Genomic DNA, 24,408 nt, shown 5'->3' on the forward strand with positions numbered 1-24,408 from the left:
AATAATAAACTAAAAAAGAACTTAAAACCCTTTAAAATAAAAGAAAGCCAGATTGTCATCTGACTCTTGATTGACTTTATGATCCAGCTTTAAAATTATATATAGGTTTAATCACCTTTATAATATCTACAGTATCATGTATGTTATGAATAATCTCCTCCATAGGCTTATAGGCCATGGGTGCTTCATCTAAAGTAGCTAGATTTACAGATGTAGTGAATATTCCTTCCATAGACTTTTTATATTCTTCTAGAGATACAGCTCTCTTAGCTTTACTTCTGCTCATAAGCCTACCCGCCCCATGAGGCGCAGAGTAATTCCAATCTGGATTACCTTTGCCAACACCTAATATACTTCCATCTCTCATATTAATGGGAATTAATACTTTCTCTCCTTCATAAGCAGAAATACTTCCCTTTCTTATGATGTTATCTTTAAAATTTATATAATTATGAATTGTATGAAAATAACTGAAATCATTTAGTTTCTTTCCTAATAACTTTGCCAATATAATATTTGCCATTGTTTCTCTATTTAACTTGGCATATTCCTGACAAATACTCATATCATGTAGATAACGCTCTCTATACTCTTTTGTTAGAAAACATAAATCCTTTGGATAGCTTGGTAATAAATTATCATATTTTACTTTTAGCTCCTTTAATGCAGCTTGAATAAATTTTTTCTTGCCCTCTTTTTTATACTTCGCAATTAAACTATCTCTCTGCTTGAAATAATCTTCTTTTCCCGCACATAAATCAATGGCAAGATTCTGATATAACTCAGCTACCTGTTTCCCTAAATTTCTGCTTCCAGAATGAATGACAAGATATATATTTTCTTCATCATCCATGTCTAATTCTATAAAGTGATTTCCTCCTCCTAATGTACCTATACTCCTTTCAATTCTCTTTGTATGACTTAAATCCCTATAGCAGTATAATTCCTGAAGTTTTGGAAATTTTATGTTCCTACCTTCATGAACCTCCATACCAGAAGGAATCCACTTGTGAATAATTTCATCTAACAATTTAAAATCAATATTTTCTCTTCCCAATTCTACTGTTGTCATGCCACAGCCTATATCCACACCTACTATATTCGGTATAACCTTATCTCCTAAATCTGCAGTAAAACCTATTACACAACCTTTACCTACGTGAGTATCTGGCATAATTGCAATCTTACTATCCTTACAAAATTCTTGACTACATAATTCCATTACCTGAGAAATAACCTCAGTGTCTAGCTTATCCGTATAAACTTTAGCAGTATTATATTTTCCTTTTATCTCAATCATTTGATTTCCTTCTCCCTGTAAAATTTTAAAACTATTTTTATACACATCATAAATGATATTATTCAACTTGTAAATACCATATTTTGTATTTTGTTATTTATACAATATATAGCTTATGGTGACTTATAGGACAGTTAGACTTTTTCATAAACTAATTTTCTATAGCCATCTTCTATTAGATTTTGATTTGTGGTATCATAACCTATAAAGGTTGGAGGTGACTATAGGATGGCGTGTGTTGCTGAATTTGGTATAGTAGACAACTTTGATCAAAACAAGGATTATTCAGAATATGAACCACAAAAATATAATTGTATTGCTATTGAAGACGATATAATAAATAATTGGTGGAATGAACTAATGTTAATAAAGACGTATTTTCATAATTACAATAGACCAGAATATGCACTAGCAAGATGGGGCGTAACATTAATACCACCAGAATCATTAGAAGCTTTTTATAAAATTGTAGCTAATGACAGCAGGTCTAAATCTTCAAAAGAATTAGCAAATCTTATGACATTGATTAGAAAGGCTATAAGTGAAAATAAATATGTTATACATTATGGTGTTTAAGTTATACAAAAATTGTTTAGGAGGTACATATGGCACAATCATGGAGTGGAATTCAGAAAAAATTAGAACAAGATTTATTATGTGAAAAATTAAGAGGTAGAGTGAGATATTTTATTACCAAATATAGAAAAGCTCATGATGATGAGTCTCGAATAGCCATATTAATAGATAAAAAAGAAGTTGTACGTGGTAATATATTTGATTTTTATAGAGAAGCTGATCCTATTTCAGATAAAATTAGAGCAGAACAAAAAATCCCAAAACGTTTATGGAATGGAGATGAAATACTTTATGATAATGAAAATAAAGAGCTAGAAGAAAATGTTGATGCTATTTGTATTCATAAAGGTATAATTGATGCCTATCTATTCATAATAGCTCTTAATTTTTATCTACACCATTCAATAAAAGAGAGCATAAATTCAACAAATCCTCTTGTGAGATTATTTGCAATACTAGACAGAAGAATTGGTAAAAGAACACTTTATAAGCTTAAAGATAAAGTAAGTGACCAACCTGAGTGGTTAAAACAATTTTATAAATTGAGGCTAGACGTGGAAAATATACGTTTTGAAAGATAAGATAACTCATACTACTTCCTCTTTTTATATATGATTAGAAGTAGTATTTGTATTTTCATAATTATTTATTATATTGTAACTGTTACTTGATTTTCTTGATTTTTCCCTTGCTTTTACAAGGCCATATCCTTCTTTGCACTTTATAATTATTCGAATACATTTATCATCGTATCTGCATCTAAAATTTTATAAATACCTTTCTGATTTAAAGTAATGGTTAAATTCATATGAATAATCTCTTATTCATAAATCTTATTTACTTTTTATATTATCTGGAACAATCATTTGAGGCAGATTTGCAAATTTAACATCTTTAATTTTATTGTTATTATACAAAATAACTTCTTTCTTTGATGCAATAGGTATTATTACTGCTTCATCATGTACTGTTGTTAATATATATTCAAAAGCACTTGCTATTTCTTCATCATTTCCTGAAGACCCTATTATTTTAATATTTTTATTAAGCTCCTCCTTCATAGGCAATCCACTAATAAATTGTCCATCAGCCTTTTCCATACCTAAAGTATTTATACTAATGTATGGTTGATAAGGAATAGGAGTCATATCATCAATAACAATATCATATTTTCCTTCACAGAAATTATTGCTCCAAGTGGCCAAATCTGCACTTTGTGCATTTACATGAATCCCGATATTTTCAAGATATCCTTTTATAGCAAAAGCTAAATCTTTATCTGTTTGAAAATCTGATATCCAACCAAACTCAACCTTTAATTCTTTCCCATCCTTTTGTCTATATTTACTACCATCTACTTGAACCCATCCTGCTTCATCAAGTAGTTTTTTTGCTTTTTCTATATCATATAAGTATGGCTTTAAAGAAACATCACAATATGGCAAATCTTTAATAAGCCAAGAATCATAAACCTCTTCGTATCCAGAAAAAATAGAGTTGACAATTTCCTTCTTATTTAAAGCGTGTGCAATAGCCTTTCTCACATTGGCATTTTTTAATATATTAGATTTTGTATTGATTTTAATATTCCTTGTATCAACCAATGTATCAGAAGTCTTTGATGTAAATTTATCATTGTCTGATACTGACTTTATTGTATCAAATGGAAGAAAAAATGATCCTGCTATGACATCTATCTCTCCAGAAGAAAGAGCTAACATTCTAGCGTCACTGTCTGGTATGATTTTTAACGTAACCTTATCCCAATTTTGTTTTTCTCCCCAGTAATGTTCATTCTGAACAAAAGTATAATACTTGTTGGCTTCATAATCTGAAAGTTTGTATGGACCTGTTCCTATACTTCCTTCAATAGTTACAGGATCAAGATCTTTAATTGTTGAAGGTGCTACCATTCCAAGCGGACAATATTGCAATAAATTACTTAATACAGCAGAAGAAGGTTTAGTCATTGTTAATTTAAATTGATAATCATCAATAATATCTATACTCTTTAGATCTTTAGTTATAGGTAGCCACCAATACCTTGATACATTCTTTATCGCCATTAAATTCTTTTTAACTGCTTCGGAATTAAATGGCGTACCATCACTAAACGTAATACCTTCTTTCAGCTTAAAGGTATATTCTGTTTTATCTTCGTTTACTTCCCAGCTTTCAGCAAGATTAGGCTTTATTTCCCCATTGTCATATTTTACAAGTGTATCATAAACAATAGATAACATGTAATATTTTGTTTCAAAACAGTCCTTTGGATTGACACCTTCCACATCAATTCCATATCCTATAACAAGCTCTTTACTTTTTTGTGTCCCACTAGTTTTAAGTGAGTTTTCTTTACTTTGTGATATATTGCTTGAACAACCACTTAGCATAAGTGTAAATACTAGCATTACTGCTAACATTATTGTGATATTTTTTTTCATATTTTCCTCCCCTCGTATAATATATTTAAAGTTAAAAATTTTCATCTATCGCCTTGGATATTGAGTCCTATTCCTAGATAATAGAAGTATGGAATAAGGATCTATCTGGATTAAGGCTGTTCTCTCCTGCAGCAAGACTGCATTTAAAGACTGTCTCCCAGCCAACAGGTGTACTGCAAACTCACAAGCTGTATCTCTTGCCTATCATACCGAATGTTAGTAGCTTCGGGCAGCTTATGATTGACAAGTATTGAATACTCATACGCGAGGTTGTTGCCATCCGGTTGGTAACTAGGGATAGGTTTCAGTATCCAAGCCGTTCCAAATTCATAGAAAGGAGGTCCTCTCCATGAAATTATTTGTTGGTATTGATGTTAGTTCTGAAAAACTTGATACTTGTTTTCTCACCAGTGAAGATCAAATTTTACTAGAAGTTTCTCTACCCAATAATGTTGTTGGTGCTAGTAAAATCAAAGAACATATTAGCCATTTCGCTGATCTAATTCGGTATGATCGTATTATAATCGGTATGGAAGCAACTTCTATTTACAGCTTTCATCCTTCAACTTTCCTATCAGAAGACTCTGAGCTTAAGTCTTTAGGAGTCGAAGTTGTTGTTATGAATCCTAAGGCTATACATCGGTTTAAAGGCCTATTTGAAGAAGATAAAACCGATAAAATAGATGCTTATCGTATTGCTGACTTTCTTCGCTTTGATCGTTTCAATACTTCCTTGATTAAAGAAGAACAATATATGGCTTTACAAAGATTAACTAGATCACGTTACCAGCTCATTGGTCAATTGACTGAAATGAAGCAACATTTTTTAGAAAATATTTATTACAAGTGTAATACCCTCACTAAAGAAATTGATACATCTGTCTTTGGTGCAACCATGATGGACTTAGTAACCGACTCTATGACTCTTGAAGACATCGCCAATATGTCTTTAGAGGATTTAGCTGCTATTTTACAAGAAAAAGGCCGTGGTCGATTTAGCAATCCTGAAAAGCTTGCGAAATCACTTTCAAAAGCCATTAGAGACTCTTATCGACTAGGAAAAGTCATGCAGAATTCAGTCGATGTTATTTTGGCTTCATATGCTATGATGATTAAAACCATAAAAAAACAGATCAAAGAACTTGATAAAGCAATTCAGCAATTATTTGAAATTTTACCTGAATCCAAATCATTGCTTAGCATTCCAGGCATTGGACCTGTTTATGCTGCTGGCATAATAGCCGAAATTGGTCAAATTCAACGCTTCGAAAATGAATCCAAAATTGCCAAATATGCAGGTCTTTACTGGAAGCGAAAACAATCTGGTAATTTTGAATCTGAAAGAACTACAATGACTAAAACGGGAAATCATTACCTTCGCTATTACTTGATTGAAGCTGCCAATTCACTTATGCGAAATGAACCCGTTTATAGAGAATACTATCTCAAGAAATATCATGAAGTTCCTAAGCATCAACATAAAAGAGCTCTCGTCCTTACTGCAAGAAAATTTGTGCGCATGGTGGATGTGCTGCTACGCAATCACCAACTTTATACACCAGAAAGGAGTGTATAATATCGAATAATATTCGATGCGCAATCCTTTCGTTTTAATCCTAATTTACCTTAGGTTTATTAAGTGCTGACTTTTTTAGAAAATATTATTGTAAGTTTAATCAAAACCTATCTTTTTCTATCTTGACTTATTACCACAAGTCTTTTTTAAAATAATAATTAATATATTAACCTAAATAAGGCTAATTTTACCATTCTCCATTTTAAATATAATATCTGATATAGCCTGAGCCACCTCCATGTCATGGGTTATCATTAAATATGTACTATTTATTTTCTTCTGTAAATCTATAAGAAGATTTAAAATTCCTTGTTTAGTTTCCATATCAAGACCACTGACTGATTCATCAAAAATAATAAGTTTAGGATCACACGATATAGCCCTTGCAATACAAACTCTCTTTAACTGCCCACCACTTAATTCATTTGGTCGTCTTTTTAGTACATTTGTATCCAATCCTACTATTTTAATTAGTTCGTTTATTTTATTCTTACAAGATTCCTTTCGTAGTTTTTGATAATTATCTATTGGCTCCTTTATGGATTTATATATACTCCATCTCGGATTTAATGAACTGTAGGCATCTTGAAATACAATTTGTACATCTTTTTGTATTTTTTTAAATTCTCTTTTTTTTATTGAATAGATATCCTTTCCATTGTAAATTACATTTCCCTTATCAGGTTTTTCCATTCCACATATAATTCGGGATAACGTACTTTTCCCGCAACCGCTCTTTCCTACGAGGGTATAGCAATATCCTTTTTTTAGGCTTAATGATATTCCTTTTAATACTTCATGATCATAATTTTTATATATTTTAGATACTTTTAACATATTTTTACCTTTTCCTTGAATACTAATTTTCCTTCTAACAATGTCTTAGTATATTGTTCTTTAGGATATTGTACTAATTTTTCTTTTGTCCCTTTTTCTATAATTTTTCCGTCTTTTAATACTACTATTTCATCGGAAATATTTTTTATAATTTCATTTTCATGAGTAATATATATAATTGAAATACCAAATTTGTTTTTTAGCTCCATTATTTCTTTTATAATAATATCTCTAGTAGCTATATCAAGAGCTGTTGTAGGTTCATCTGCTATTAATATTTTTGGTTTTAATAATAAAGCAATTGTTATGATCACTCTTTGAAGCATTCCACCGCTTAATTCATACGGATAACTTTTCATTACTCTTTGTATATTTTCAAATTCCATTAGGGAAAGTGCTTCGAATGCCATATCATATGCATTTTTTTTATTTATTTTATAATGAAATTTTAATGTTTCTATCATTTGATTTCCTATTCTAACAAGAGGATTTAAAGAAGTCATTGGATTTTGTAAAATCACACTTATCTTTTTTCCTCTTACTTTTTGCATTTGTTTTTCATTAAAAGTACTAATATTTTGGCCTTCTAAAAAAATTTTGCCCGAAAAATTAAATGTTTTCTCATTTAAAAGTTTTAGTATAGCTTTTGTGGTAGTAGATTTGCCACTACCGCTTTCACCGATTATTCCTAAAACACTGTTTTCTTCTAATGAAAATGACACATTATCTATTAACTTTTTGCCATTTTTAAGTGTAACATTTAAATTTTTCACTTCCAATATTTTCATAACTTTCTCCTTTATTATTCATAAATAATACTTATATTTCATATCGTTCTCTTATCCCTTCAGCTAACAGGTTAAATGCAAACACTGTAAAAAAGATACATACTCCTGGATAAATCATCATCTTCATATCTAAAAAAATATATTCCCTAGCTTCTGCTATCATATTCCCCCATTCTGGAATATCACTTTGTAGTCCTAATCCTATAAAAGAAAATCCAGAGACAGCTAATATTAATCCACTTATTTGAAGACTAAAAAACACTATTATATTGGGGATAATATTAGGCAATATATGTTTTGTTATAATCTTAAAATCAGATGAACCACATATTTTAGAAGATTGAATATAAAGTTTACTATTTTCAATTTTAACCTGAGTTCTGATGGTTCTTGTAAAAAATGCCCATGAGCCTAAAACAAGTGACGATATTAAAGTCATTTTATTTCCTCCCATTACTCCAATTAACGCCATTACATAAATAAACGGAGGAAATGACATGAATATATCAAATAATCCTGTAAGAATTTTATCTAGTAGCCCACCATAATACCCTGCTATAATACCCATTATTATACTAATAAGAGCTGAAATTCCCATAACTACGAATACAACTGAAAATGTATTGTATCCACCATAAATAAGTCTTGATAATATACATCTTCCAAATTGATCTGTTCCAAAAGGGTATTCTTTACTGAAGTTTTCAAATCGATAGCTTAAGTTATTTATATTAGGATCATTAGGTACCAATATTCCTGAAAAAATACTAATAATAACAATGATTCCTATCATGATACTTCCAATAATTATTTTTTTATTTACAGACTTCTTTAAAACCATACTATAGTATTCCTTTCTATTTTTCTTACCCTTTATCTTTCATCAGTTGCTTATTAAGCTTAACATTCACTACATCTGAAATAACGCTGCAAATACTAAAAATTACTGCTGACAATAAAACATAAAAAGCTACCACCTTAAAATCGCGACATATCACTGCCCTTATCATATATAATCCCATACCTGGCCATGTAAAAACAGACTCAACAATGGCAGAACTTATAATGAAATTAGCAAAATTTTGAAAAAATATAGGAATTAAAGGTTGAATTGCATTTTTAAGAACATGTTTATATATAACTATTCTTTTAGGCAACCCTCTCGCTCTAGAATAAAGTACATAGTCTTTATTCATATTATCTAAAATATTATTCCTTATTAATCTTATATATTGACTTGCAGGCCCAATAGCCATTGTTATAGAAGGTAATATTAAACATTTGAAATTTATCTTGCTAACAACGGGTATTACATTTAACTTTATAGCAAATAAGCATACTAATAAAAACCCTATCCAAAAACCAGGTACAGATATTCCGAATAATGTTATAAAACGTATTATCCTATCAAACACTCCATCTTTATATATGGCACAAAATGCTCCTATGAAAATACCTACTATTAAAGCAAATATAGTAGCTGTTATTACAAGTAAAAAGGTTGGTCCTATAATAGGTTTTATATCATCAGATATCTTATTACCTGTAATAAGAGATTTTCCAAAATCATAATGTATTATATTGTTTAACCAATTTTTATATTGTATGATTATAGGATCATTTAGCCCTAATTCTTCTCTCACTTCTTCAATTTGCTGATCTGTCACTAATACACTAGTTCTTCTTGCATAACTTTCAGCAGGATCAACTTGGGATATATTTGCTAAAATAAATACCATTATAGTTACTATGAATAATATAAATATTTTGCTGATAACCTTTTTTAATATATATTTAATCAATTTTTACTCCTTTCTATTTTTAATGAATATAATGGATAAATTAGGTAATACTAACTAAAATTTATTCTACTATTTTACTATTAAATTGCAATGGTAGAATGGACGAGATATAGTTAAAATAGAAATTCAATAAAAAATTTTCATATTTTACATTTATATACTTTATTAAAAGATAAAAAAATAGCCAACTTTTTAATGTTAGCTATTTTTAGAGTCTATACATAATTTTTTATATTCTCTCTATATTCAGTTGGTGTCATACCTTGAATTTCCTTAAACATTTTTGCAAATTGTCCCGCATCATTATATCCTATTATGTGAACAATTTCATAAATCTTATAATCTGTTTCAAGAAGTAATTGTATCGCCTTTTTCATTCTATATTTTCTTTTATATGCGTATATGGAATGTCCAAACATATCTTTAAAACACCTTTTTAAATCTGTTGTATTTATATTCGCCATTCTTGACAAATCTTTTATGGTCAGCTTTTTATTGTAATTATCTTCAATTATATTTTTTATTCTTTTAACTTTATCCATTTGTACTTTTGTATAATATCTTTTTTCCTGTGTTTCATAATTGTTATATCCATAAATCTCCATAAGGAAAAGTTCAATGGCTTTAACCTTAATTAAATCTACATAATCATATTTTATAAGTTTGTATATTTCATTTAATATACACATGGTCTTATGTTGATTTTTTGCTATTAAATATTTTTCTTGCTGAAAAAGTTTCTCATAATAACTCTCTATTCTATCTTTTGAAACTCCATATATTTGCTCTACTGAATTCTTAAGTTCATTTAAATAGCAAAATATATTAATGCTTTGATATTTTTTTCCTTTAAAATCAATTTTCGCAAATATACTATTTCCTCCATAGTGTAAACTTTCTCCTCCAGTTATATTTCCTGAATGATTGTCTTTTATTTTCCATATATATTCGCCATCTAAGCAATAATCTATTTCAATAAAAGAATTCAAACATTTGCCATTTGTTTTCTTTTGGATTACATCTTCTAATATAAAATCACTCCAGGTCAAATACATTCCTGGTACAATTTTATACGTAATGATTTTCCCTTTCCCATATTCAGGTAGTATCTGATATACAGTCTTATCTTTGATAGTTTTTTCTTCCTTTGTAAGCTTACTAATAAAAGATTCCTTTTTTATATCATTCATATAAACTTCATCCTCCAGTTAAATTGCATATTCATACAACGTAACCAACGATAATGATTATCATTTATGATATTGTATATGTTTATTCTGATTCTGTCAAGTTCTCATTTTTTCAATTGTATAATAAATGTTGGGGTAAAAAACTCCAACATTGAATTTTTTACAAAAAATAAAGCACTGATCCAGCAATTCAAAACATATTCTAAAGCAAACTTACAGTTCTATTGTTGAATAAAAAATTTTTTTAATTTACCTTTTCCTTCTTCATCTGATAAAAAATAGTCCTCCATTAATGTACCTTTATCGAAATGCAATATTCTAGTACAAGTCTTACAAATAAATTCATAATCATGAGTAACTAAAAATATAACTTTTCCGTTTTTTCTCAGTTCATCTATAAGTTTTGAAACTCTAATCATACTATCATAGTCTAATCCACTTGTTGGTTCATCAAATATTAAAATTTTTCTTTTACTTACAATACTTGTTGCAACAGCAAGCCTTTGTTTTTGACCTCCTGACAAGGTGTTTGGATGATGATCTTTATATTCATAAAGTCCTAAAGATTTAAGTACTTGAAACACTTCTTCTCTATTAAAATTTTTTATTCCAAAACAACATTCTTCTTCAACTTTTTCTGCAAAAAGCTGATAATTAACATCCTGCATAACTAAATAACACTTTTTTAGACGCTGTTTATCTGTAAGTTCTTTATCATTTATAATAATTTTCCCATCATAGTCTTTGTGTAATCCACATAAAGCTTTTGAAAATGTTGTTTTTCCTGCTCCATTATGACCTATAATACCTATACATTCACCTTTAGATGCAGTTATATCAAAACCTTTTTTAATAATCTGTTTTTTCCCATATCTTAAAATCATATTTTTTATTGTTAAATAGTTATTTTTTTCTAATTGTTCTTTTTTTATTGGTTCAATTTTGCTTAGATCTAATGCTCTTAATCCTTTATTTTCTCTTTCTTTAACAGAAAGTTTTAAAAAATTTTCCGGAGAATATATAGACTTTATTTCTCCCTTTTCTATATAACAAATATTATCTGCTAAATCCTTTAAATAATATAATCGATGCTCTGTTATAATAATTGTTTTTCCTTTACTTTTTAAAAAGGTTAATATGGCTTTTAAATCATTAATTGCATCACTATCTAGATTAGAAGATGGTTCATCTAAAACATAAATATCTGGATTCATAGCATAAATAGAAGCAAAGGCTATTTTTTGCTTTTCTCCTCCTGATAACTCAAAAATACTTCTATTTCTTAATTTTTCTATTTTAAAATCATAAAATACCTTATCTACAATTGGTCTTAATTTTTCTTCTGAAACCGAAAGATTTTCAATACCAAAAGCAATTTCACTATCTGTATCTGTATTAAAAAATTGAGTATTAGGATTTTGAAATACAGACCCTACTTTTTCTGATATTTTATAAATTGGAAGATTTGAAATTAATTTACCATCAATCTCTACAACTCCACTTAAATCTCCTGGATAAAAATCTGGTATAAGGCCATTTAAAAGACGTGTATTACTTGTTTTTCCACAACCACTTCTTCCACATAAAACTATACATTGGCCTTCCTTTATTGTAAGATTAATATTTTTTATAGAAGGTTCTTCCTTTCCTTTATACGTAAATGAAACATTTTTAAAATTAATCACAAAATCCATCTCCCTACATTAATACTTCTAAAACAATAACTATCACCATTAAACTAATAGATAAATAATCACAAAATCTCATTTTCATTTTTACCATACATGTTCTTGGATTTGGATTTTCAATTGCTCTTGTTATAGCTGCTGCTGATAGTTCATCTGATACTTTAGAAGCTGACATAAGCATCGGAACATATATACATTCAATAGTATCTGATGGATTTTTTAAGAATCCCCAAAATGTAGGACTTACATCTCTCATTCTCATTGAATCTTTTATATTCTTCCAATCCTCAAATACTACTGGAAAATACCTAATCATAACTGTTAATGGAATAATAATTTTTTTGGATACTCCCATCTTGTTGAGAGCTCCCATAAATTCACTAACTTTTGTTGTAGAAATCATAATACTTGCTAATAATGCACATGGTAATATCATCTTTACGAATTGTGAAAATGTCATTATCATAAGCGCCAATGTTCCTCTTAAATATTTTCCAGCCAGATATTCTACTAAAATAAGACAAAAATATCCAAATGATATCTTTATTGGAGACTTATATGCACCACATAAAAAGCCAAAAATTAAATAAAAAATTATAAGACCCATTTTTATTTGAATACTAGATGCAAGAAATATTGACACATTTCCTAATATCATTAAAATAATCTTTGTTCGAGGATCAATTTTCAAAATACCTTTTTCCCCTTTGTTTTCTACTGTAATATAATTGATCATGACACTATTCCGGCTTTTCTAAACTGCTTTCTTAATAATCTTTTACCTATTAAACCACTTATCACAGCACAAATAATTGTACCTATAATAATAGCTGGCAACATCCAGCTCTGACCAGTTGAAACCATTGTATCAAAATACGCTGGATTTGCTGTACTGTTCTTTTGCATATAAGCCAAATAATTCTTTTGATCTAAAAAAAACATGGCATATGATGTTGTATTCGCTAACATAAATAATGAATATCCTATTATTGTAAATTTGAAATTTTTATATTTTCCACTTGCTGTAATACGATCTGAAATAATTCCTAAAACCATAAACCCAACAGCCATGCTCCAGTGCATACCCGTTATAAACATAAAAATTCCCACTAAAATTCCTAAAATTGTGATACCACCTTTCTTTGGAACTTTTGCAGATAAAAGTAAATACACTGGACCTGGAAGTAATGCTGCACCTAATGGCATAAGAAAAGTTAAAACAGGATTGGTTGCAAAAAATACTCCTCCTAAAAGCATAAATACTGTAAAAATTGTAGAGAAAATCCCTGTGGTTACCATATCCTTCACAGTTAATTTATTTGCCTTGCTTAATTGTTTTGACATAAGTATTCCCCCTAAAATATTGAGTTAGTGAATCTAGTTCTATACCTATCTTGTAATTGACATTTTATAAAACCTATTTTTAGTATATAGTATATATTATAACGGCAGTATTGAGAATGCATATTATTATCATTCGTCTATTCACGATATATTAGAGTCCAATCGTGGCAAAGGAGGCTGAAAATGAATCAACAATTAAATATTCATGAATCTTTGCTTTTAAAGAACGGTTTTCATAAATGTAATAACTGTAAAAAATATAATTCTATTGGAACTTGTTATGAATTAAACCCTGCTATTGGATCAGGTTATTATTGGATTTATATTCATGAAAATCTTTTCTCTATAGTAATTCATGATTTTTATTTTCATGAAGATTTTTATTTTGAAAGTTTACTTCCTGAGTATTTTAGTATTTCTTATTACGAATCTATTTCTGGTGAAGAATTAAATCCTTATTCTCCCTTACATGCAGGATGTGTTAAAAGTTACTGGTGTAATAAAACCAGATATAAAGCATTATTACATAAAAACATTCCTATAAAATCTATAGGAATAGAATTTATGCCCAAATATTGTGACGAATTTTTATCAAATAAATTTTCAGATGAGTATATAAATCCTCGCTCAGCTTTAATAAACATTAATGAAACAACCCATTTTCCAGAAATGGTCTTGTTACTACATCAAATATTAAATTATAAAGGTAATGGTATTTCTGCTAAATTATTTTATGATGGCAAAGTTTCAGAAGCAATGGCACTTATATACGAAAGATATAAGCCCCATAAAAAAACTTATTCCAATCTTTCTCAAATAGATATAGACCATTTACAAAGTGTAGCTTCATATATTAATGATCATTATGCTAATGAATTACCTTTATCTAAATTGTGTGAAATGGCTTGCATGGGGACTACTAAATTCAAAAAATCCTTCAAAGAACTATATAAATGTACTGCTACTGAATATATACAGCATCGTCGTATGAGCCAAGCTGAGCATCTTTTAACAAATACCGATTTGACAATAGGTCAAATTTCTAAAATTGTAGGTTATAAAAGCGCTAGTAGATTTTCAGAACTTTTTAAAAAAAGCACTGGTTTATGTCCCATTGAATATAGACATTATATATAAAATTTATAAGAATTATGGGGACAAGTACCTTGATTATTACAATAACCATAGATATCAGAAACATCTAAACTTTATGAAACCACTAAAATACAGAGAGTATCTGAACAGTAAGGTTGCATAGAAATATCACCAACCACAAAATGTAATTGACAATATAAAGATTTTTATTATTTCCACTTTCTATTTGATAGGGATCGCTTCAATAACAGCTGGTTTTCTTTATACAACAAAAAACCTAAGGGAAACTTCCCTCAGGTTTTTAAATATTATTGATCTAATTTTTCTGTATTGCAACTACAATTGCTTTTTTTCTTATCAGATCCACTAAGTGGACAACCAATGCATTTGGTACCTTTTCGCTTTTCCCTAATGACCTTTGCAATAGATAAACCAATTATTGATAATATGACTAATCCAACAATTATATTTTTCATAATTTTATTCTATGCTCTCGCTATTAACTTTTGTTGTGCTTTTTGGTCACCTTTTTTCACAAGGTGAACAACATATGCTACCAATGCTACAACAAAAATAAGTCCAGGGATAAAGCCAGCTCCTAAAGCACCAGTTGTTACTAATGTACCAATTTGATAAACTAAGAATGCTACCACATAACCCATTCCAAACTGGAATGCAATACTGCCCCAAAGCCATGTTTTATCTTCCATTTCTGAGTTCATTGCACCAATAGCTGCAAAGCATGGCGGAGTAAATAAGTTAAACATAAGATATGATAATGCAGCTACTGAAGTTAATCCCATAGCACTTGCAACATCTGATCCTCCTGATACTAATGCAAATTCTTCTGTATCAATGAAATTTGTAATAGAATAAACTACTGCTAAAGTACCAACAACATTTTCTTTCGCGATAAAACCAGTAATAGCTGCTGCTGCAAGCTGCCATACACCAAATCCTAATGGAATTAATAAAACGGCAAATGGTGATGCAATACTAGCTAAGATACTTGTATTTTCTGCTCCTTCAGCAACAACTTTAAATTGCCAGTTGAATGTTTGCATAACTTGCACTCCTGCGTTGCAAAGAAGTATAATTGTACCTGCTTTAACAATAAATGCTTTAGCTCTTGAGAACATTGAAATTGTAGCTCTTTTGATACTTGGAAATCTATATTCTGGTAACTCCATAATGAAAAATGATTTTGCATTTTTCTCACCAGTAATTCTTAGTACCACCATAGCAGCAAGAACAATGATCGCTATACCTACAAAGTACATTGTTGTCCCAACCCATGCTGCATCATTAAAGAACACACCAGCAAATAATGCGATAACTGGTAGCTTTGCACCACAAGGCATAAATGGAGTCAACATTGCAGTTGTTCTCCTTTGCCTTTCATTTTTGATTGTTCTAGTTGCCATAATCCCAGGAATACCACAACCAATCCCGATAATCATAGGGATAATTGATTTACCTGATAAACCTACACGATTGAAGAAACGATCCATTATTACAGCAACACGTGCCATGTAACCACAATCTTCAAGTAAAGCTAATAAGAAAAATAATACCATGATCAGTGGTAAGAATCCAACTACAGCACCCACACCACCAATAATACCATCTAATAATAGTGCACTAAGAATTGGAGATACATTTTCTCCCAGTATACCTGCTGCCCATGCATTTATTCCATCAATCCAACCAACTAATGTATTTGCCACTAATGGTCCTACAGATTCTTGTGATATGGAGAATACAGCCCACATAACCAAAGCAAATATTGGAAGTCCTAACCATTTATGCGCTAATATTCTATCAGCAGCATCTTGCTTTGTTTGACGATTACTACTTACCTTACGGTCTTCAACCTTGGAAACAATACCCTTAACAAAATCATAACGCTTTTTATCAGAGATTTCTACCTCTTTAGCATTTGTAAAGTCAACTCCCTTACTATTATATGGAGCTGTTTGACCTTTCCCTTTAACTTCTACAGCTTTTGAAATTAGCGCTTCTAATCCATTGTTGCTTGATTTTGTTGACACGGTTTTAATAACTGGACATCCTAAAGCTTTACTTAATGCAGTTACATTAATGGCTGTTTGCTTTTTTTCATTTAAGTCACTCTTGTTAAGAGCTACAACTACTGGAATACCTAACTCCAAAAGTTGTGTTGTAAAAAATAAACTTCTACTTAAGTTTGTTGCATCAACAATATTGATGATTACATCTGGATTTTCGTTTTTAACAAAGTCACGAGTAATTGATTCCTCAGATGTAAATGGTGACATAGAATATGCCCCTGGAAGATCGACTGCTGTAATCTCTACTCCAGTCTTGTTCAAATTCTTTTTAATATCTCCTTCTTTTTTCTCAATGGTAACACCAGCCCAGTTACCAACACGTTCAATCTTACCTGTTATGGAATTAAACATGGTTGTTTTACCACTGTTAGGATTGCCTGTTAATGCTATTTTCATAATTTCCCTCCTAAATATTATTTATCAGCATGGCTAGATTAAAATAAGTATAAATTAATAATTTATTATATATGAGATCGAATATCAAAGTTAACCTTAGTTAACTTCATGGCCAATTGAAAAGCTATATTCCTATAGCTTTCAATAAAAAATTATATAATAATTGCTTCTGCTAATTCTAAATTAATACTGTATCTTGCATCTTTTACAGATATAACATAGTTTTCACCCAATGCGGATATTACGGTTAATTTTTCACCTTCGTAACAGCCTAACGTAAATAAGAAACTCTTTAGCTCCTCATCATCCGTTTCAATCCTTTTTATTGTATATTCTACATCTACTGTTCCTTCTGATAATTTTTTCATCAAATCACCCTTAACCTCTTTAACTTCATAATTTCCAGTCATCCCTCTACTTATTACATTACTAACCATATATACCTCCTATATATATCACTTTTTAATCTTTATCACATTTTTTAAAGTATGCTTCTATTGCACGAAGCAGGCTGTCACTTACAATATGTTCCATCTTACAAGCATTCTCAGATGCTTCAGCTGGTACCAATCCAAGGGAATGCTCCAGAAAATCAGCAATCAACTTGTGATTATAATACACTTGTTCAGAAATCTCTCTACCCTTTTGCGTAAGTGTAATACTTCCATAAGTTTCCTTATATATCAATTCTTGATCTTTGAGCTGCTTCATAGCTTTTGACACGCTTGCTTTTGACACTCCCAAAGCTTCAGCAATATCCACTACATGAGCATGGCCATGCTCCTTGTCCAATATATAGATGGTTTCTAAATACATTTCAACTGATTCATTGTACTTCATTTTTCCTCCCATATATGATATATATAATCTGATATTACAAGAAATTTATAAAGTTAACCTTAGTTAACAAATGTATTCTATACTTGTTGAGTAGCTTTGTCAACAAATTATTGATTTTTCCATATTTGTAAGATTATTTCAATACAATATATCTATCAATATGTATTTTTTCCATTTGTTTATACTCATCATTTGATTGTGATTATCAGTTTCAATGATATTGTATACTAATTGATTACAATCGTCAATAGCTTTCATATTTTTTCTATGCATTTTCTACAGAGTCCATAAAAGTTTATCCAACCGCCAATAATCTTAATGTTTTTATTTTTTATATAGATTTGATCTAATCTATACTGATTTCCCATATGAACTACCTTTATTCTTTTACATTCTTTGCAAATCAATAAACAATGATTGTTTTCAACTAATTTAAAACTTCTCATTCCCTTATGCATATAGCTACAATATATTTTGCCTATATTCATTAAAGTGTCTAGCACTCTATATACAGTTCTTTGGCTAATCTTTTTATTTTTTTCATGGATCAATGCCATAATTTCTTTTATATTTAAGTTTTTGCATATGTTTTCTTGAAATATTTGATAAATGACTAACTGATTTCTAGATAACTTATTTTCCACTTTCATGTTTATGATGTCCCTCTCCTACCATAGTCACAGATGCTAAGATGCCTCAGTGTATCGGTTTTATTACATCAACATTAACGATACTCATTATCATTTATATTATCATAATATTCTTTTTCTGTAAAATAAATTTAAAAATTTTTTGATTATATAATTTAAGCATATTTCCTAAGAAACTATTATCTAATGTTCCATTAATAAATTTCATAATATTTCATATTTTTCTATAATATTATATGATATATTAGATTTGTGTACACAAAAAATAGCTTATATTAGACGGATGTGTATAATTGTGTTGTACATTTTAATACTAAAAAATTGCCTTATTTGCAGATATAATAATCATAAAGTACCAAGAAGGAATTGATGTAGAGTAAGATGCAAAAAAGCATTTTATGCTGATTCTCAAGTAAGGAAAGTTTTAGAAAAACAAATTCAATCATATGAAATAACAGCAAGTAAAATCAAGCAGTAATCTCTCTATTTCTTTATAATACATGTAGGGTGATTGAAACGAGGTGAATAGACGAATGTACGAGTGGCAGAAACAAATTCAAATAATCGTTGATGAAATTGACAAATGTATTAAAAATTATAATAACGAAGCCTTGACACTACGCTTTCTTTCTCGCAGACTGGGTTATTCCGAATTTTATACAACGAAAAAATTCAAAGAAATATTGGGTATGCAATTTAGGGAGTATCTGCGGCATAGAAAATTAGCCTTTGCACTAAAAGAGGTTCGGGATAGTGAAAAAAGCCTTTTAGATATTGCTTTTAATTATGGTTTTTCATCACATGAAGCTTTTACCAGAGCTTTCAAGGGAATATATGGTGTAACTCCAAGTAAATACCGAAAAAAGCCTAAGCCTGTCGTTCTTCGTACAAAAATAAACCCTTTTGATCGCTACTTTTTAGGATTGGGAGAGATTGGTATGATGAAATCTACAGATGATGTTAAAATTTATTTTGTAACCATTCCCGCACACAAATTTTTGCACATTAAAAACTATGAGAGTAATGGGTATTGGGATTTTTGGCAAAAGCAAAATCTTATTCCGGGACAGGACTGCGAAACAATTTGCGGCTTACTCGATAGTATCAAGGGCAAATTGGATGATGATGGTGGGAGCGAATCTAACGGCGGCAGCGGTCAGATTATGGCGTACATTAATGACCCGGACGGCAGACTCTGCGATTGGGGTATTCCACGTACAGAGTGTTATGGTGTACGACTTCCTTTTGATTATAAAAGCGAAGTACCACCACAAATGCTTATGATTGATGTTCCTGAAGCCGAGTATATTGTTTTTGAACATGGCCCATTCGATTATGACCAGGAAAATCGTAGTGTGGAGGAAAAGATTGAAAAGGCAATGGCAACTTTTGATTTTGCAGGTACTGGTTACTGCTTTGATACTTCCCCCGGTAAAATAATTTACTTTTATTATAATCCGGAACAGTTTTTTAAGTATATCAGACCCGTGCGGAAGTAAATAAAATTGACTTCCTATCCACTATACAGACGCTAATGAAGAAATCAAATAGAATATTAAGTAAGTACACACTTGCCAATTTTCTATAGCTATCTTTAATAGTAAACTCAAAAAGAACTTCTAGATTTATTAATACTTAGAAGTTCTTTCTCTATTGGGGCATAACAAATAACCCCTTTTATAAAATTTATTTAATTTTATACAGTCATAATCAATCCTTGTACAAAGCCTTTTATAAAAGAAACCTCATTTCTAATTCTTAATTAGTGTACCAGAGATATATTTTTTCATTGCAACTATTCTTCTATCCCTATTATCTTCATGAGATGTAATGCATTCCTTGTAGTAGAAATACCTGGTCTTAGTTTGTAATCAAAACAAATCTGACCATCCTTATAATATTCTTGAAAATGGTAATTTTTAATTGTATTTTCCTGTTCTAGGATACCTAACTCAAGATCATGGGTTGATACAAGACCTATAGCTCCATTATGCTGTAATTTTTTAATTAGCTTTTTTGCACCTATATGTCGATCATAGGAGTTTGTCCCTTTAAATATTTCATCCAGTAAGAAAAATACTTGTGTATCTTCCTTAGTTGCCTTTACAATTTCTTTAATCCTCAATAGTTCTCCATAGAAAGAGGATATCCCTTTCTCAAGATTATCACTTATTCTCATACACGTATGAATACTAAAAATTGAACATCTCATGTAACTTGCACAGACTGGTGCCCCTACATAGGCAAGGATCAAATTGATTCCGACTGTCCTCAGAAAAGTGCTCTTTCCAGACATATTAGACCCAGTTATTAATAATATTCGAAAAGGATCTTGTATATTTACATCATTACAAACCTGTCTATTTGTAAGTAAAGGATGTCCTATTTTCTTGGCTTGAAGCATCGAAGACTCTTCTGTGATTTTAGGAATTGCCCAGTTTGGATAATCATATGCTATGATCCCTAAACTAGATAAGGCTTCAATTTCCCCTATTTTTTGTAACCATTCCTCAAGTATTAATCCACATTCACTTTTCCAGCGTTCTAGTTCAATTAAGCATTGATAATCCCAGAGAGAAATCATATTAATTGGAAAAAATAAAAGATTATTTCGATTTTCAATCCTATCCACTAATACTTCTAATCTTTTTAGTTGCTTCATTGCTGATAATCCTTTATTATTGCCTAGACTCATGCTTAATTCCCTAAGGTATTCAGACTGAAAACTCATTTTTTCAAAGTGTCTTAATATACTTCTGTATACCTTGATACTTTTTTGGTATTTATATACCAAGGCAAAATCTCTATTCCGCTTTTTTATATTAATTAACAATAGCATAAGCTGAAATATTATAAAAAATATTGGAATCCCTTTGATGATGCTATGGCCTACAAATGCTAGCAGGAAAGTACTAACTGTAAGAAGTGGTAATACTCGAAAGACTACAATCATCCAAGAATTCGTATATAATGAATGTCTATCTTTGGCCCAATTTATAAAAACTTCAATGTTTATGTTTTTTTCTGTAAACATCTTTGCTTCTGCCTGAAGTTTATGTCTCCACCATCTTTTAGTAGATAACTCACTGATTGCTTTCTGTCTTTTAAGGATTGTCTCTTTATCACTATATGGGTAAGTCAATATATCCGCAAGCCTAGTTCTTCCCATATAAGTACTCGCTGAATTAATCCATTGAAAGAGAGATCCTTGTCCTAAAATATCAAGATCATAAGAAAAATTATGATCTTCATCTTGAAAGTCATCTCCCTTATCGTTAAACTCTGTCCATCTGCCCTCTAGTCTCATGATTGAATCAACATTTACTTGTTTAAGAATAGATACATATTTATATGTTTCCTTAAGTCTTCTATGCCTACAAACAAGGTAAACAAACAATATAATCCAAAACAAAGATATTCCCCAAGAAATCAGATAGCTTTCCAGGCTGTTTGTAAAACTTACAGTAGCAATTATAGCTCCTACCACTAATATTCTTAGAGTACTAATACAAGTTATGTTTTTTGATAGCTTGTCTAATAACCTTCCGTAATATCTGACTCTTTTTTCATATATCTTCCTTGAACCCATAAATTCTCACCTCCTTTAATCTTTAAAATAATAATATGGGTTTGTTTTCTAACCTACTTATTTTTATTATAAGTATTTTCTTTGACCATATTCTACTACTACAATACTAGTTTCTCCAAGATTTTCCTTTATCCTTTTTATTTCTTTCTACAGTATATACAGTAGACTTATGGCCTATGGGACAGTTATAATTTTTCATAAACTAATTTTCTCTAGTCATCTCCCATAGCAAATTCAAAAAAACTTCTAGTTTTATTAATTATTAGAAGATCTTTCTATATTTGGCCATAACAAATAACCCCTTTTATAAAATTTATTAAATTTTATGCTGTCTTAATCAGTCCTTGTATAAAACTTTTTATATGATCATCTTCACTCTCACATTTATTTACTAATTCTAAGTAGTTTTTAAAATTCTTTTTATTATATAATTTAAGCATGTTTCCCAAAAAACTCTTATCTAATATTTGATATTCATTAGTCTGATTCATGTATTCTTTTAAGCCTGAAAAAGAATATTTCTCAACACGCCCCTTAAATCTAGCTACGTCTCTTGGATTATTATGAATATAAGCTGATAACATGATTAAATATTCGTTTTTATCTACTATTGTGCTTTTAATATGAAATTTATACTTTTCATTCTAGCTACTCTTGGCATACAAATACTACTTCCTCTCTTTATGTGATTAGAAGTAGTGTTTGTGTTCTTATAGTTGTTTATTATATCGTAACTATCCCTCTTCTTTACATTGCTAAAAAAACACATTATAAAATGGATAACTCTTTTAAAAAATTAATCCTAATAAAGAGTTATCCATTTTATAATTTATAGTTTGAAAATTCAAGCTACTTTTACACATAAAGTATAATTTTTTTTAACTAAATACATACCTATAATAAATGTCATACATTCAGCAAATGGAACTGTAAGCCATACTCCGTTCATTCCTATCATCATAGGAAGTATATTTATTCCTAAAATTATAAATACAATCCCTCTACTTGCTGATATTATAATAGATGCTTTCGCATCCCCTATTGCTGTAAAATATCCTGAATTAATGATATTAAATCCACACAGTAAAAAGGAAAATGCATATATTCTAGCTCCTCTTACTGCTAAATTTAAAATCTCTTCATTGCCATTTGTAAATAATCCTATTAATTGTTCTCCTAATACAAATATGATAAAGAATAAGACTACCCCAACAACTACATTTACCTTTGATGCTAACTTTAACGTATGATTCAACCGATCATATTTTTTATATCCATAGTTATAGCTCAGTATAGGTCCTATTCCATCTGATATACCAAACATTATAAGTATTCCAAATTGAGATATATAATTTATAATTGTAAATGCTGCAACACCAGATTCACCAGCTATTTTCATGAATGTCATATTAAACAAATATGAAGTTGTAACTGCTGAAATTGCAATGACTCCTTCTGATGAGCCATTATATGCTATCGGTAATATAGTTGATTGATCAAATTTTCCACTAAATATATTTACTATATTATTTTTACTTAACATAGGAGGTGCTACTATAAAAAATGCTGCTACATATGCTGTTCCTGTAGCAAATGCTGCCCCTCTTATTCCTAAACTTAACTCTTTTATAAGTATATAATCTAAACCTATATTTACAATCACACTTAAAACCATACCCCTTAAATATAATTCTGGCTTTCCTACAACCCTATTAATAAATCCAAATAAAAACATCCAAGACATCAGTGGCGCAAATATACATATAGTCTCTATATATATTGATACACCTTCTAATAATACTGCATTTGCCCCTAATAATACTGCAATTTCTCCATTAAATAACCTTCCAACTAATAATATAGCTAAAGAGATTATTGTAATAAATACAAATGCTGTTTTAAGTATATTTTGTGCCTCTTCTTTGTTACCTTCTCCCAAACATCTTCCCATGAAGCTTAAAGAACCTACACTTATGATCATACTAAAACCTATTATCACTTGCATAAATGGTTGGACTATATTTACGCTAGCCAGTGCATTTTGCCCAACAAAATTCCCTAAAAATATTCCATCTATGATAATTTGTGCACCTGCTATGACCATAGCGATGATTGCTGGGATTGAATATTTAATAAATAATTTAGATATTTTCTCTTTTCCTAATATATTTTCTCTCATTTACTCTCCCTCCAAAAAACATAA

23 protein-coding genes are annotated in these 24,408 nt (G+C 29.8%); 5 read left to right on the top strand and 18 right to left on the bottom strand.

Annotated features, from left to right (window positions below):
- Nucleotides 1-76: 76 nt before the first annotated feature.
- Nucleotides 77-1,366 (bottom strand): RtcB family protein, encoded by a 1,290-nt coding sequence (locus BN2409_RS14125; protein ID WP_330375470.1) that lies wholly within the window; start codon nucleotides 1,364-1,366, stop codon nucleotides 77-79.
- A gap of 162 nt (nucleotides 1,367-1,528) precedes the next feature.
- On the opposite strand from BN2409_RS14125, the gene BN2409_RS14130 reads away from it, so the two are divergent.
- Both BN2409_RS14130 and BN2409_RS14135 read left to right on the top strand, forming a co-directional pair.
- Complete coding sequence (locus BN2409_RS14130; protein ID WP_053957256.1) at nucleotides 1,529-1,876, top strand: hypothetical protein; 348 nt, start codon at nucleotides 1,529-1,531, stop codon at nucleotides 1,874-1,876.
- A gap of 29 nt (nucleotides 1,877-1,905) precedes the next feature.
- Nucleotides 1,906-2,457 carry an SF0329 family protein gene (locus BN2409_RS14135; protein ID WP_053957257.1) on the top strand — a complete coding sequence of 184 codons (552 nt, stop codon included), beginning with the start codon at nucleotides 1,906-1,908 and terminating at the stop codon, nucleotides 2,455-2,457.
- A gap of 252 nt (nucleotides 2,458-2,709) precedes the next feature.
- Here the strand turns inward: BN2409_RS14135 and nikA are convergent, their stop codons facing one another.
- The gene (gene nikA / locus BN2409_RS14140; RefSeq protein ID WP_053957258.1) at nucleotides 2,710-4,320 is read right to left on the bottom strand and encodes a nickel ABC transporter substrate-binding protein; all 1,611 of its coding nucleotides are present in this window, start codon (nucleotides 4,318-4,320) and stop codon (nucleotides 2,710-2,712) included.
- Nucleotides 4,321-4,669: 349 nt separating this feature from the next.
- On the opposite strand from nikA, the gene BN2409_RS14145 reads away from it, so the two are divergent.
- Nucleotides 4,670-5,896, top strand: a complete 1,227-nt coding sequence (locus BN2409_RS14145) for an IS110 family RNA-guided transposase (protein ID WP_053954960.1) — start codon at nucleotides 4,670-4,672, stop codon at nucleotides 5,894-5,896.
- 171 nt (nucleotides 5,897-6,067) lie between these two features.
- On the opposite strand, the gene BN2409_RS14150 is transcribed toward BN2409_RS14145, so the two are convergent.
- From BN2409_RS14150 to BN2409_RS14185, 8 genes are all read right to left on the bottom strand, one after another.
- Nucleotides 6,068-6,733: an ABC transporter ATP-binding protein gene (locus tag BN2409_RS14150; RefSeq protein ID WP_053957259.1), complete on the bottom strand. Its 666-nt coding sequence runs from the start codon at nucleotides 6,731-6,733 to the stop codon at nucleotides 6,068-6,070.
- Complete coding sequence (locus tag BN2409_RS14155; RefSeq protein WP_053957260.1) at nucleotides 6,727-7,521, bottom strand: ABC transporter ATP-binding protein; 795 nt, start codon at nucleotides 7,519-7,521, stop codon at nucleotides 6,727-6,729. The genes BN2409_RS14150 and BN2409_RS14155 overlap by 7 nt, the downstream gene beginning before the upstream one ends.
- 31 nt (nucleotides 7,522-7,552) lie before the next feature.
- Nucleotides 7,553-8,362, bottom strand: coding sequence for an ABC transporter permease (locus BN2409_RS14160; RefSeq protein WP_053957261.1), 810 nt, complete (start codon nucleotides 8,360-8,362; stop codon nucleotides 7,553-7,555).
- A 25-nt stretch (nucleotides 8,363-8,387) separates the two neighbouring features.
- On the bottom strand, nucleotides 8,388-9,323 hold the full coding sequence (locus BN2409_RS14165) for an ABC transporter permease (RefSeq protein ID WP_053957262.1): 936 nt from the start codon (nucleotides 9,321-9,323) through the stop codon (nucleotides 8,388-8,390).
- A 215-nt stretch (nucleotides 9,324-9,538) separates the two neighbouring features.
- Nucleotides 9,539-10,513, bottom strand: coding sequence for a helix-turn-helix domain-containing protein (locus BN2409_RS14170; RefSeq protein ID WP_053957263.1), 975 nt, complete (start codon nucleotides 10,511-10,513; stop codon nucleotides 9,539-9,541).
- A 221-nt stretch (nucleotides 10,514-10,734) separates the two neighbouring features.
- A complete protein-coding gene (locus tag BN2409_RS14175; protein WP_053957264.1) occupies nucleotides 10,735-12,198 on the bottom strand; it encodes an ABC transporter ATP-binding protein in 1,464 nt (487 codons plus the stop codon).
- 13 nt (nucleotides 12,199-12,211) lie between these two features.
- Nucleotides 12,212-12,937: an energy-coupling factor transporter transmembrane component T gene (locus BN2409_RS14180; RefSeq protein WP_053957265.1), complete on the bottom strand. Its 726-nt coding sequence runs from the start codon at nucleotides 12,935-12,937 to the stop codon at nucleotides 12,212-12,214.
- A complete protein-coding gene (locus BN2409_RS14185) occupies nucleotides 12,934-13,545 on the bottom strand; it encodes an MptD family putative ECF transporter S component (RefSeq protein ID WP_053957266.1) in 612 nt (203 codons plus the stop codon). Before BN2409_RS14185 ends, BN2409_RS14180 begins: the two co-directional genes overlap by 4 nt.
- 183 nt (nucleotides 13,546-13,728) lie before the next feature.
- Here BN2409_RS14185 and BN2409_RS14190 point away from each other — a divergent pair, with 183 nt between their 5' ends.
- Nucleotides 13,729-14,682 carry a helix-turn-helix domain-containing protein gene (locus BN2409_RS14190; RefSeq protein ID WP_053957267.1) on the top strand — a complete coding sequence of 318 codons (954 nt, stop codon included), beginning with the start codon at nucleotides 13,729-13,731 and terminating at the stop codon, nucleotides 14,680-14,682.
- A 266-nt stretch (nucleotides 14,683-14,948) separates the two neighbouring features.
- Here BN2409_RS14190 and BN2409_RS17345 read toward each other — a convergent pair whose 3' ends face one another.
- The 5 genes from BN2409_RS17345 to BN2409_RS14210 all read right to left on the bottom strand — a co-directional run bounded on the left by BN2409_RS17345 (nucleotide 14,949) and on the right by BN2409_RS14210 (nucleotide 18,616).
- Nucleotides 14,949-15,116, bottom strand: a complete 168-nt coding sequence (locus BN2409_RS17345) for a FeoB-associated Cys-rich membrane protein (RefSeq protein WP_199873044.1) — start codon at nucleotides 15,114-15,116, stop codon at nucleotides 14,949-14,951.
- 9 nt (nucleotides 15,117-15,125) lie between these two features.
- Nucleotides 15,126-17,126 (bottom strand): ferrous iron transport protein B, encoded by a 2,001-nt coding sequence (gene feoB / locus BN2409_RS14195; RefSeq protein ID WP_053957268.1) that lies wholly within the window; start codon nucleotides 17,124-17,126, stop codon nucleotides 15,126-15,128.
- Nucleotides 17,127-17,278: 152 nt separating this feature from the next.
- On the bottom strand, nucleotides 17,279-17,563 hold the full coding sequence (locus tag BN2409_RS14200) for a FeoA family protein (RefSeq protein WP_330375471.1): 285 nt from the start codon (nucleotides 17,561-17,563) through the stop codon (nucleotides 17,279-17,281).
- A 25-nt stretch (nucleotides 17,564-17,588) separates the two neighbouring features.
- Nucleotides 17,589-17,966 (bottom strand): metal-dependent transcriptional regulator, encoded by a 378-nt coding sequence (locus tag BN2409_RS14205; protein ID WP_053957269.1) that lies wholly within the window; start codon nucleotides 17,964-17,966, stop codon nucleotides 17,589-17,591.
- A gap of 254 nt (nucleotides 17,967-18,220) precedes the next feature.
- Nucleotides 18,221-18,616, bottom strand: a complete 396-nt coding sequence (locus BN2409_RS14210) for a transcriptional repressor (protein WP_053957270.1) — start codon at nucleotides 18,614-18,616, stop codon at nucleotides 18,221-18,223.
- 533 nt (nucleotides 18,617-19,149) lie between these two features.
- Here BN2409_RS14210 and BN2409_RS14215 point away from each other — a divergent pair.
- Complete coding sequence (locus BN2409_RS14215) at nucleotides 19,150-20,115, top strand: helix-turn-helix transcriptional regulator (protein WP_053957271.1); 966 nt, start codon at nucleotides 19,150-19,152, stop codon at nucleotides 20,113-20,115.
- 296 nt (nucleotides 20,116-20,411) lie between these two features.
- Here the strand turns inward: BN2409_RS14215 and BN2409_RS14220 are convergent, their stop codons facing one another.
- From BN2409_RS14220 to BN2409_RS14230, 3 genes are all read right to left on the bottom strand, one after another.
- Nucleotides 20,412-22,205, bottom strand: coding sequence for a MutS family DNA mismatch repair protein (locus tag BN2409_RS14220; RefSeq protein WP_053957272.1), 1,794 nt, complete (start codon nucleotides 22,203-22,205; stop codon nucleotides 20,412-20,414).
- A gap of 323 nt (nucleotides 22,206-22,528) precedes the next feature.
- Entirely contained in the window at nucleotides 22,529-22,789 is a 261-nt protein-coding gene (locus BN2409_RS14225; RefSeq protein WP_053957273.1) for a hypothetical protein, read from the bottom strand.
- Between the two features lie 260 nt (nucleotides 22,790-23,049).
- The gene (locus BN2409_RS14230; protein ID WP_053957274.1) at nucleotides 23,050-24,384 is read right to left on the bottom strand and encodes an MATE family efflux transporter; all 1,335 of its coding nucleotides are present in this window, start codon (nucleotides 24,382-24,384) and stop codon (nucleotides 23,050-23,052) included.
- Nucleotides 24,385-24,408: the final 24 nt, after the last annotated feature.

The sequence above is a fragment of the Inediibacterium massiliense genome (genome assembly GCF_001282725.1).
In the GTDB taxonomy this organism is placed as follows: domain Bacteria; phylum Bacillota; class Clostridia; order Peptostreptococcales; family Thermotaleaceae; genus Anaerophilus; species Anaerophilus massiliensis.

Bases quoted from the DNA above. Each gene is read 5' to 3' on its own strand.
- BN2409_RS14130 (WP_053957256.1), top strand. From the start codon at position 1,529: ATGGCGTGTGTTGCTGAATTTGGTATAGTAGACAACTTTGATCAAAAC.
- BN2409_RS14135 (WP_053957257.1), top strand. From the start codon at position 1,906: ATGGCACAATCATGGAGTGGAATTCAGAAAAAATTAGAACAAGATTTA.
- nikA (WP_053957258.1), bottom strand. From the start codon at position 4,320: ATGAAAAAAAATATCACAATAATGTTAGCAGTAATGCTAGTATTTACA.
- BN2409_RS14145 (WP_053954960.1), top strand. From the start codon at position 4,670: ATGAAATTATTTGTTGGTATTGATGTTAGTTCTGAAAAACTTGATACT.
- BN2409_RS14150 (WP_053957259.1), bottom strand. From the start codon at position 6,733: ATGTTAAAAGTATCTAAAATATATAAAAATTATGATCATGAAGTATTA.
- BN2409_RS14155 (WP_053957260.1), bottom strand. From the start codon at position 7,521: ATGAAAATATTGGAAGTGAAAAATTTAAATGTTACACTTAAAAATGGC.
- BN2409_RS14160 (WP_053957261.1), bottom strand. From the start codon at position 8,362: ATGGTTTTAAAGAAGTCTGTAAATAAAAAAATAATTATTGGAAGTATC.
- BN2409_RS14170 (WP_053957263.1), bottom strand. From the start codon at position 10,513: ATGAATGATATAAAAAAGGAATCTTTTATTAGTAAGCTTACAAAGGAA.
- BN2409_RS14180 (WP_053957265.1), bottom strand. From the start codon at position 12,937: ATGATCAATTATATTACAGTAGAAAACAAAGGGGAAAAAGGTATTTTG.
- BN2409_RS14185 (WP_053957266.1), bottom strand. From the start codon at position 13,545: ATGTCAAAACAATTAAGCAAGGCAAATAAATTAACTGTGAAGGATATG.
- BN2409_RS14190 (WP_053957267.1), top strand. From the start codon at position 13,729: ATGAATCAACAATTAAATATTCATGAATCTTTGCTTTTAAAGAACGGT.
- BN2409_RS17345 (WP_199873044.1), bottom strand. From the start codon at position 15,116: ATGAAAAATATAATTGTTGGATTAGTCATATTATCAATAATTGGTTTA.
- feoB (WP_053957268.1), bottom strand. From the start codon at position 17,126: ATGAAAATAGCATTAACAGGCAATCCTAACAGTGGTAAAACAACCATG.
- BN2409_RS14200 (WP_330375471.1), bottom strand. From the start codon at position 17,563: ATGGTTAGTAATGTAATAAGTAGAGGGATGACTGGAAATTATGAAGTT.
- BN2409_RS14205 (WP_053957269.1), bottom strand. From the start codon at position 17,966: ATGAAGTACAATGAATCAGTTGAAATGTATTTAGAAACCATCTATATA.
- BN2409_RS14210 (WP_053957270.1), bottom strand. From the start codon at position 18,616: ATGAAAGTGGAAAATAAGTTATCTAGAAATCAGTTAGTCATTTATCAA.
- BN2409_RS14215 (WP_053957271.1), top strand. From the start codon at position 19,150: ATGTACGAGTGGCAGAAACAAATTCAAATAATCGTTGATGAAATTGAC.
- BN2409_RS14220 (WP_053957272.1), bottom strand. From the start codon at position 22,205: ATGGGTTCAAGGAAGATATATGAAAAAAGAGTCAGATATTACGGAAGG.
- BN2409_RS14225 (WP_053957273.1), bottom strand. From the start codon at position 22,789: ATGTTATCAGCTTATATTCATAATAATCCAAGAGACGTAGCTAGATTT.
- BN2409_RS14230 (WP_053957274.1), bottom strand. From the start codon at position 24,384: ATGAGAGAAAATATATTAGGAAAAGAGAAAATATCTAAATTATTTATT.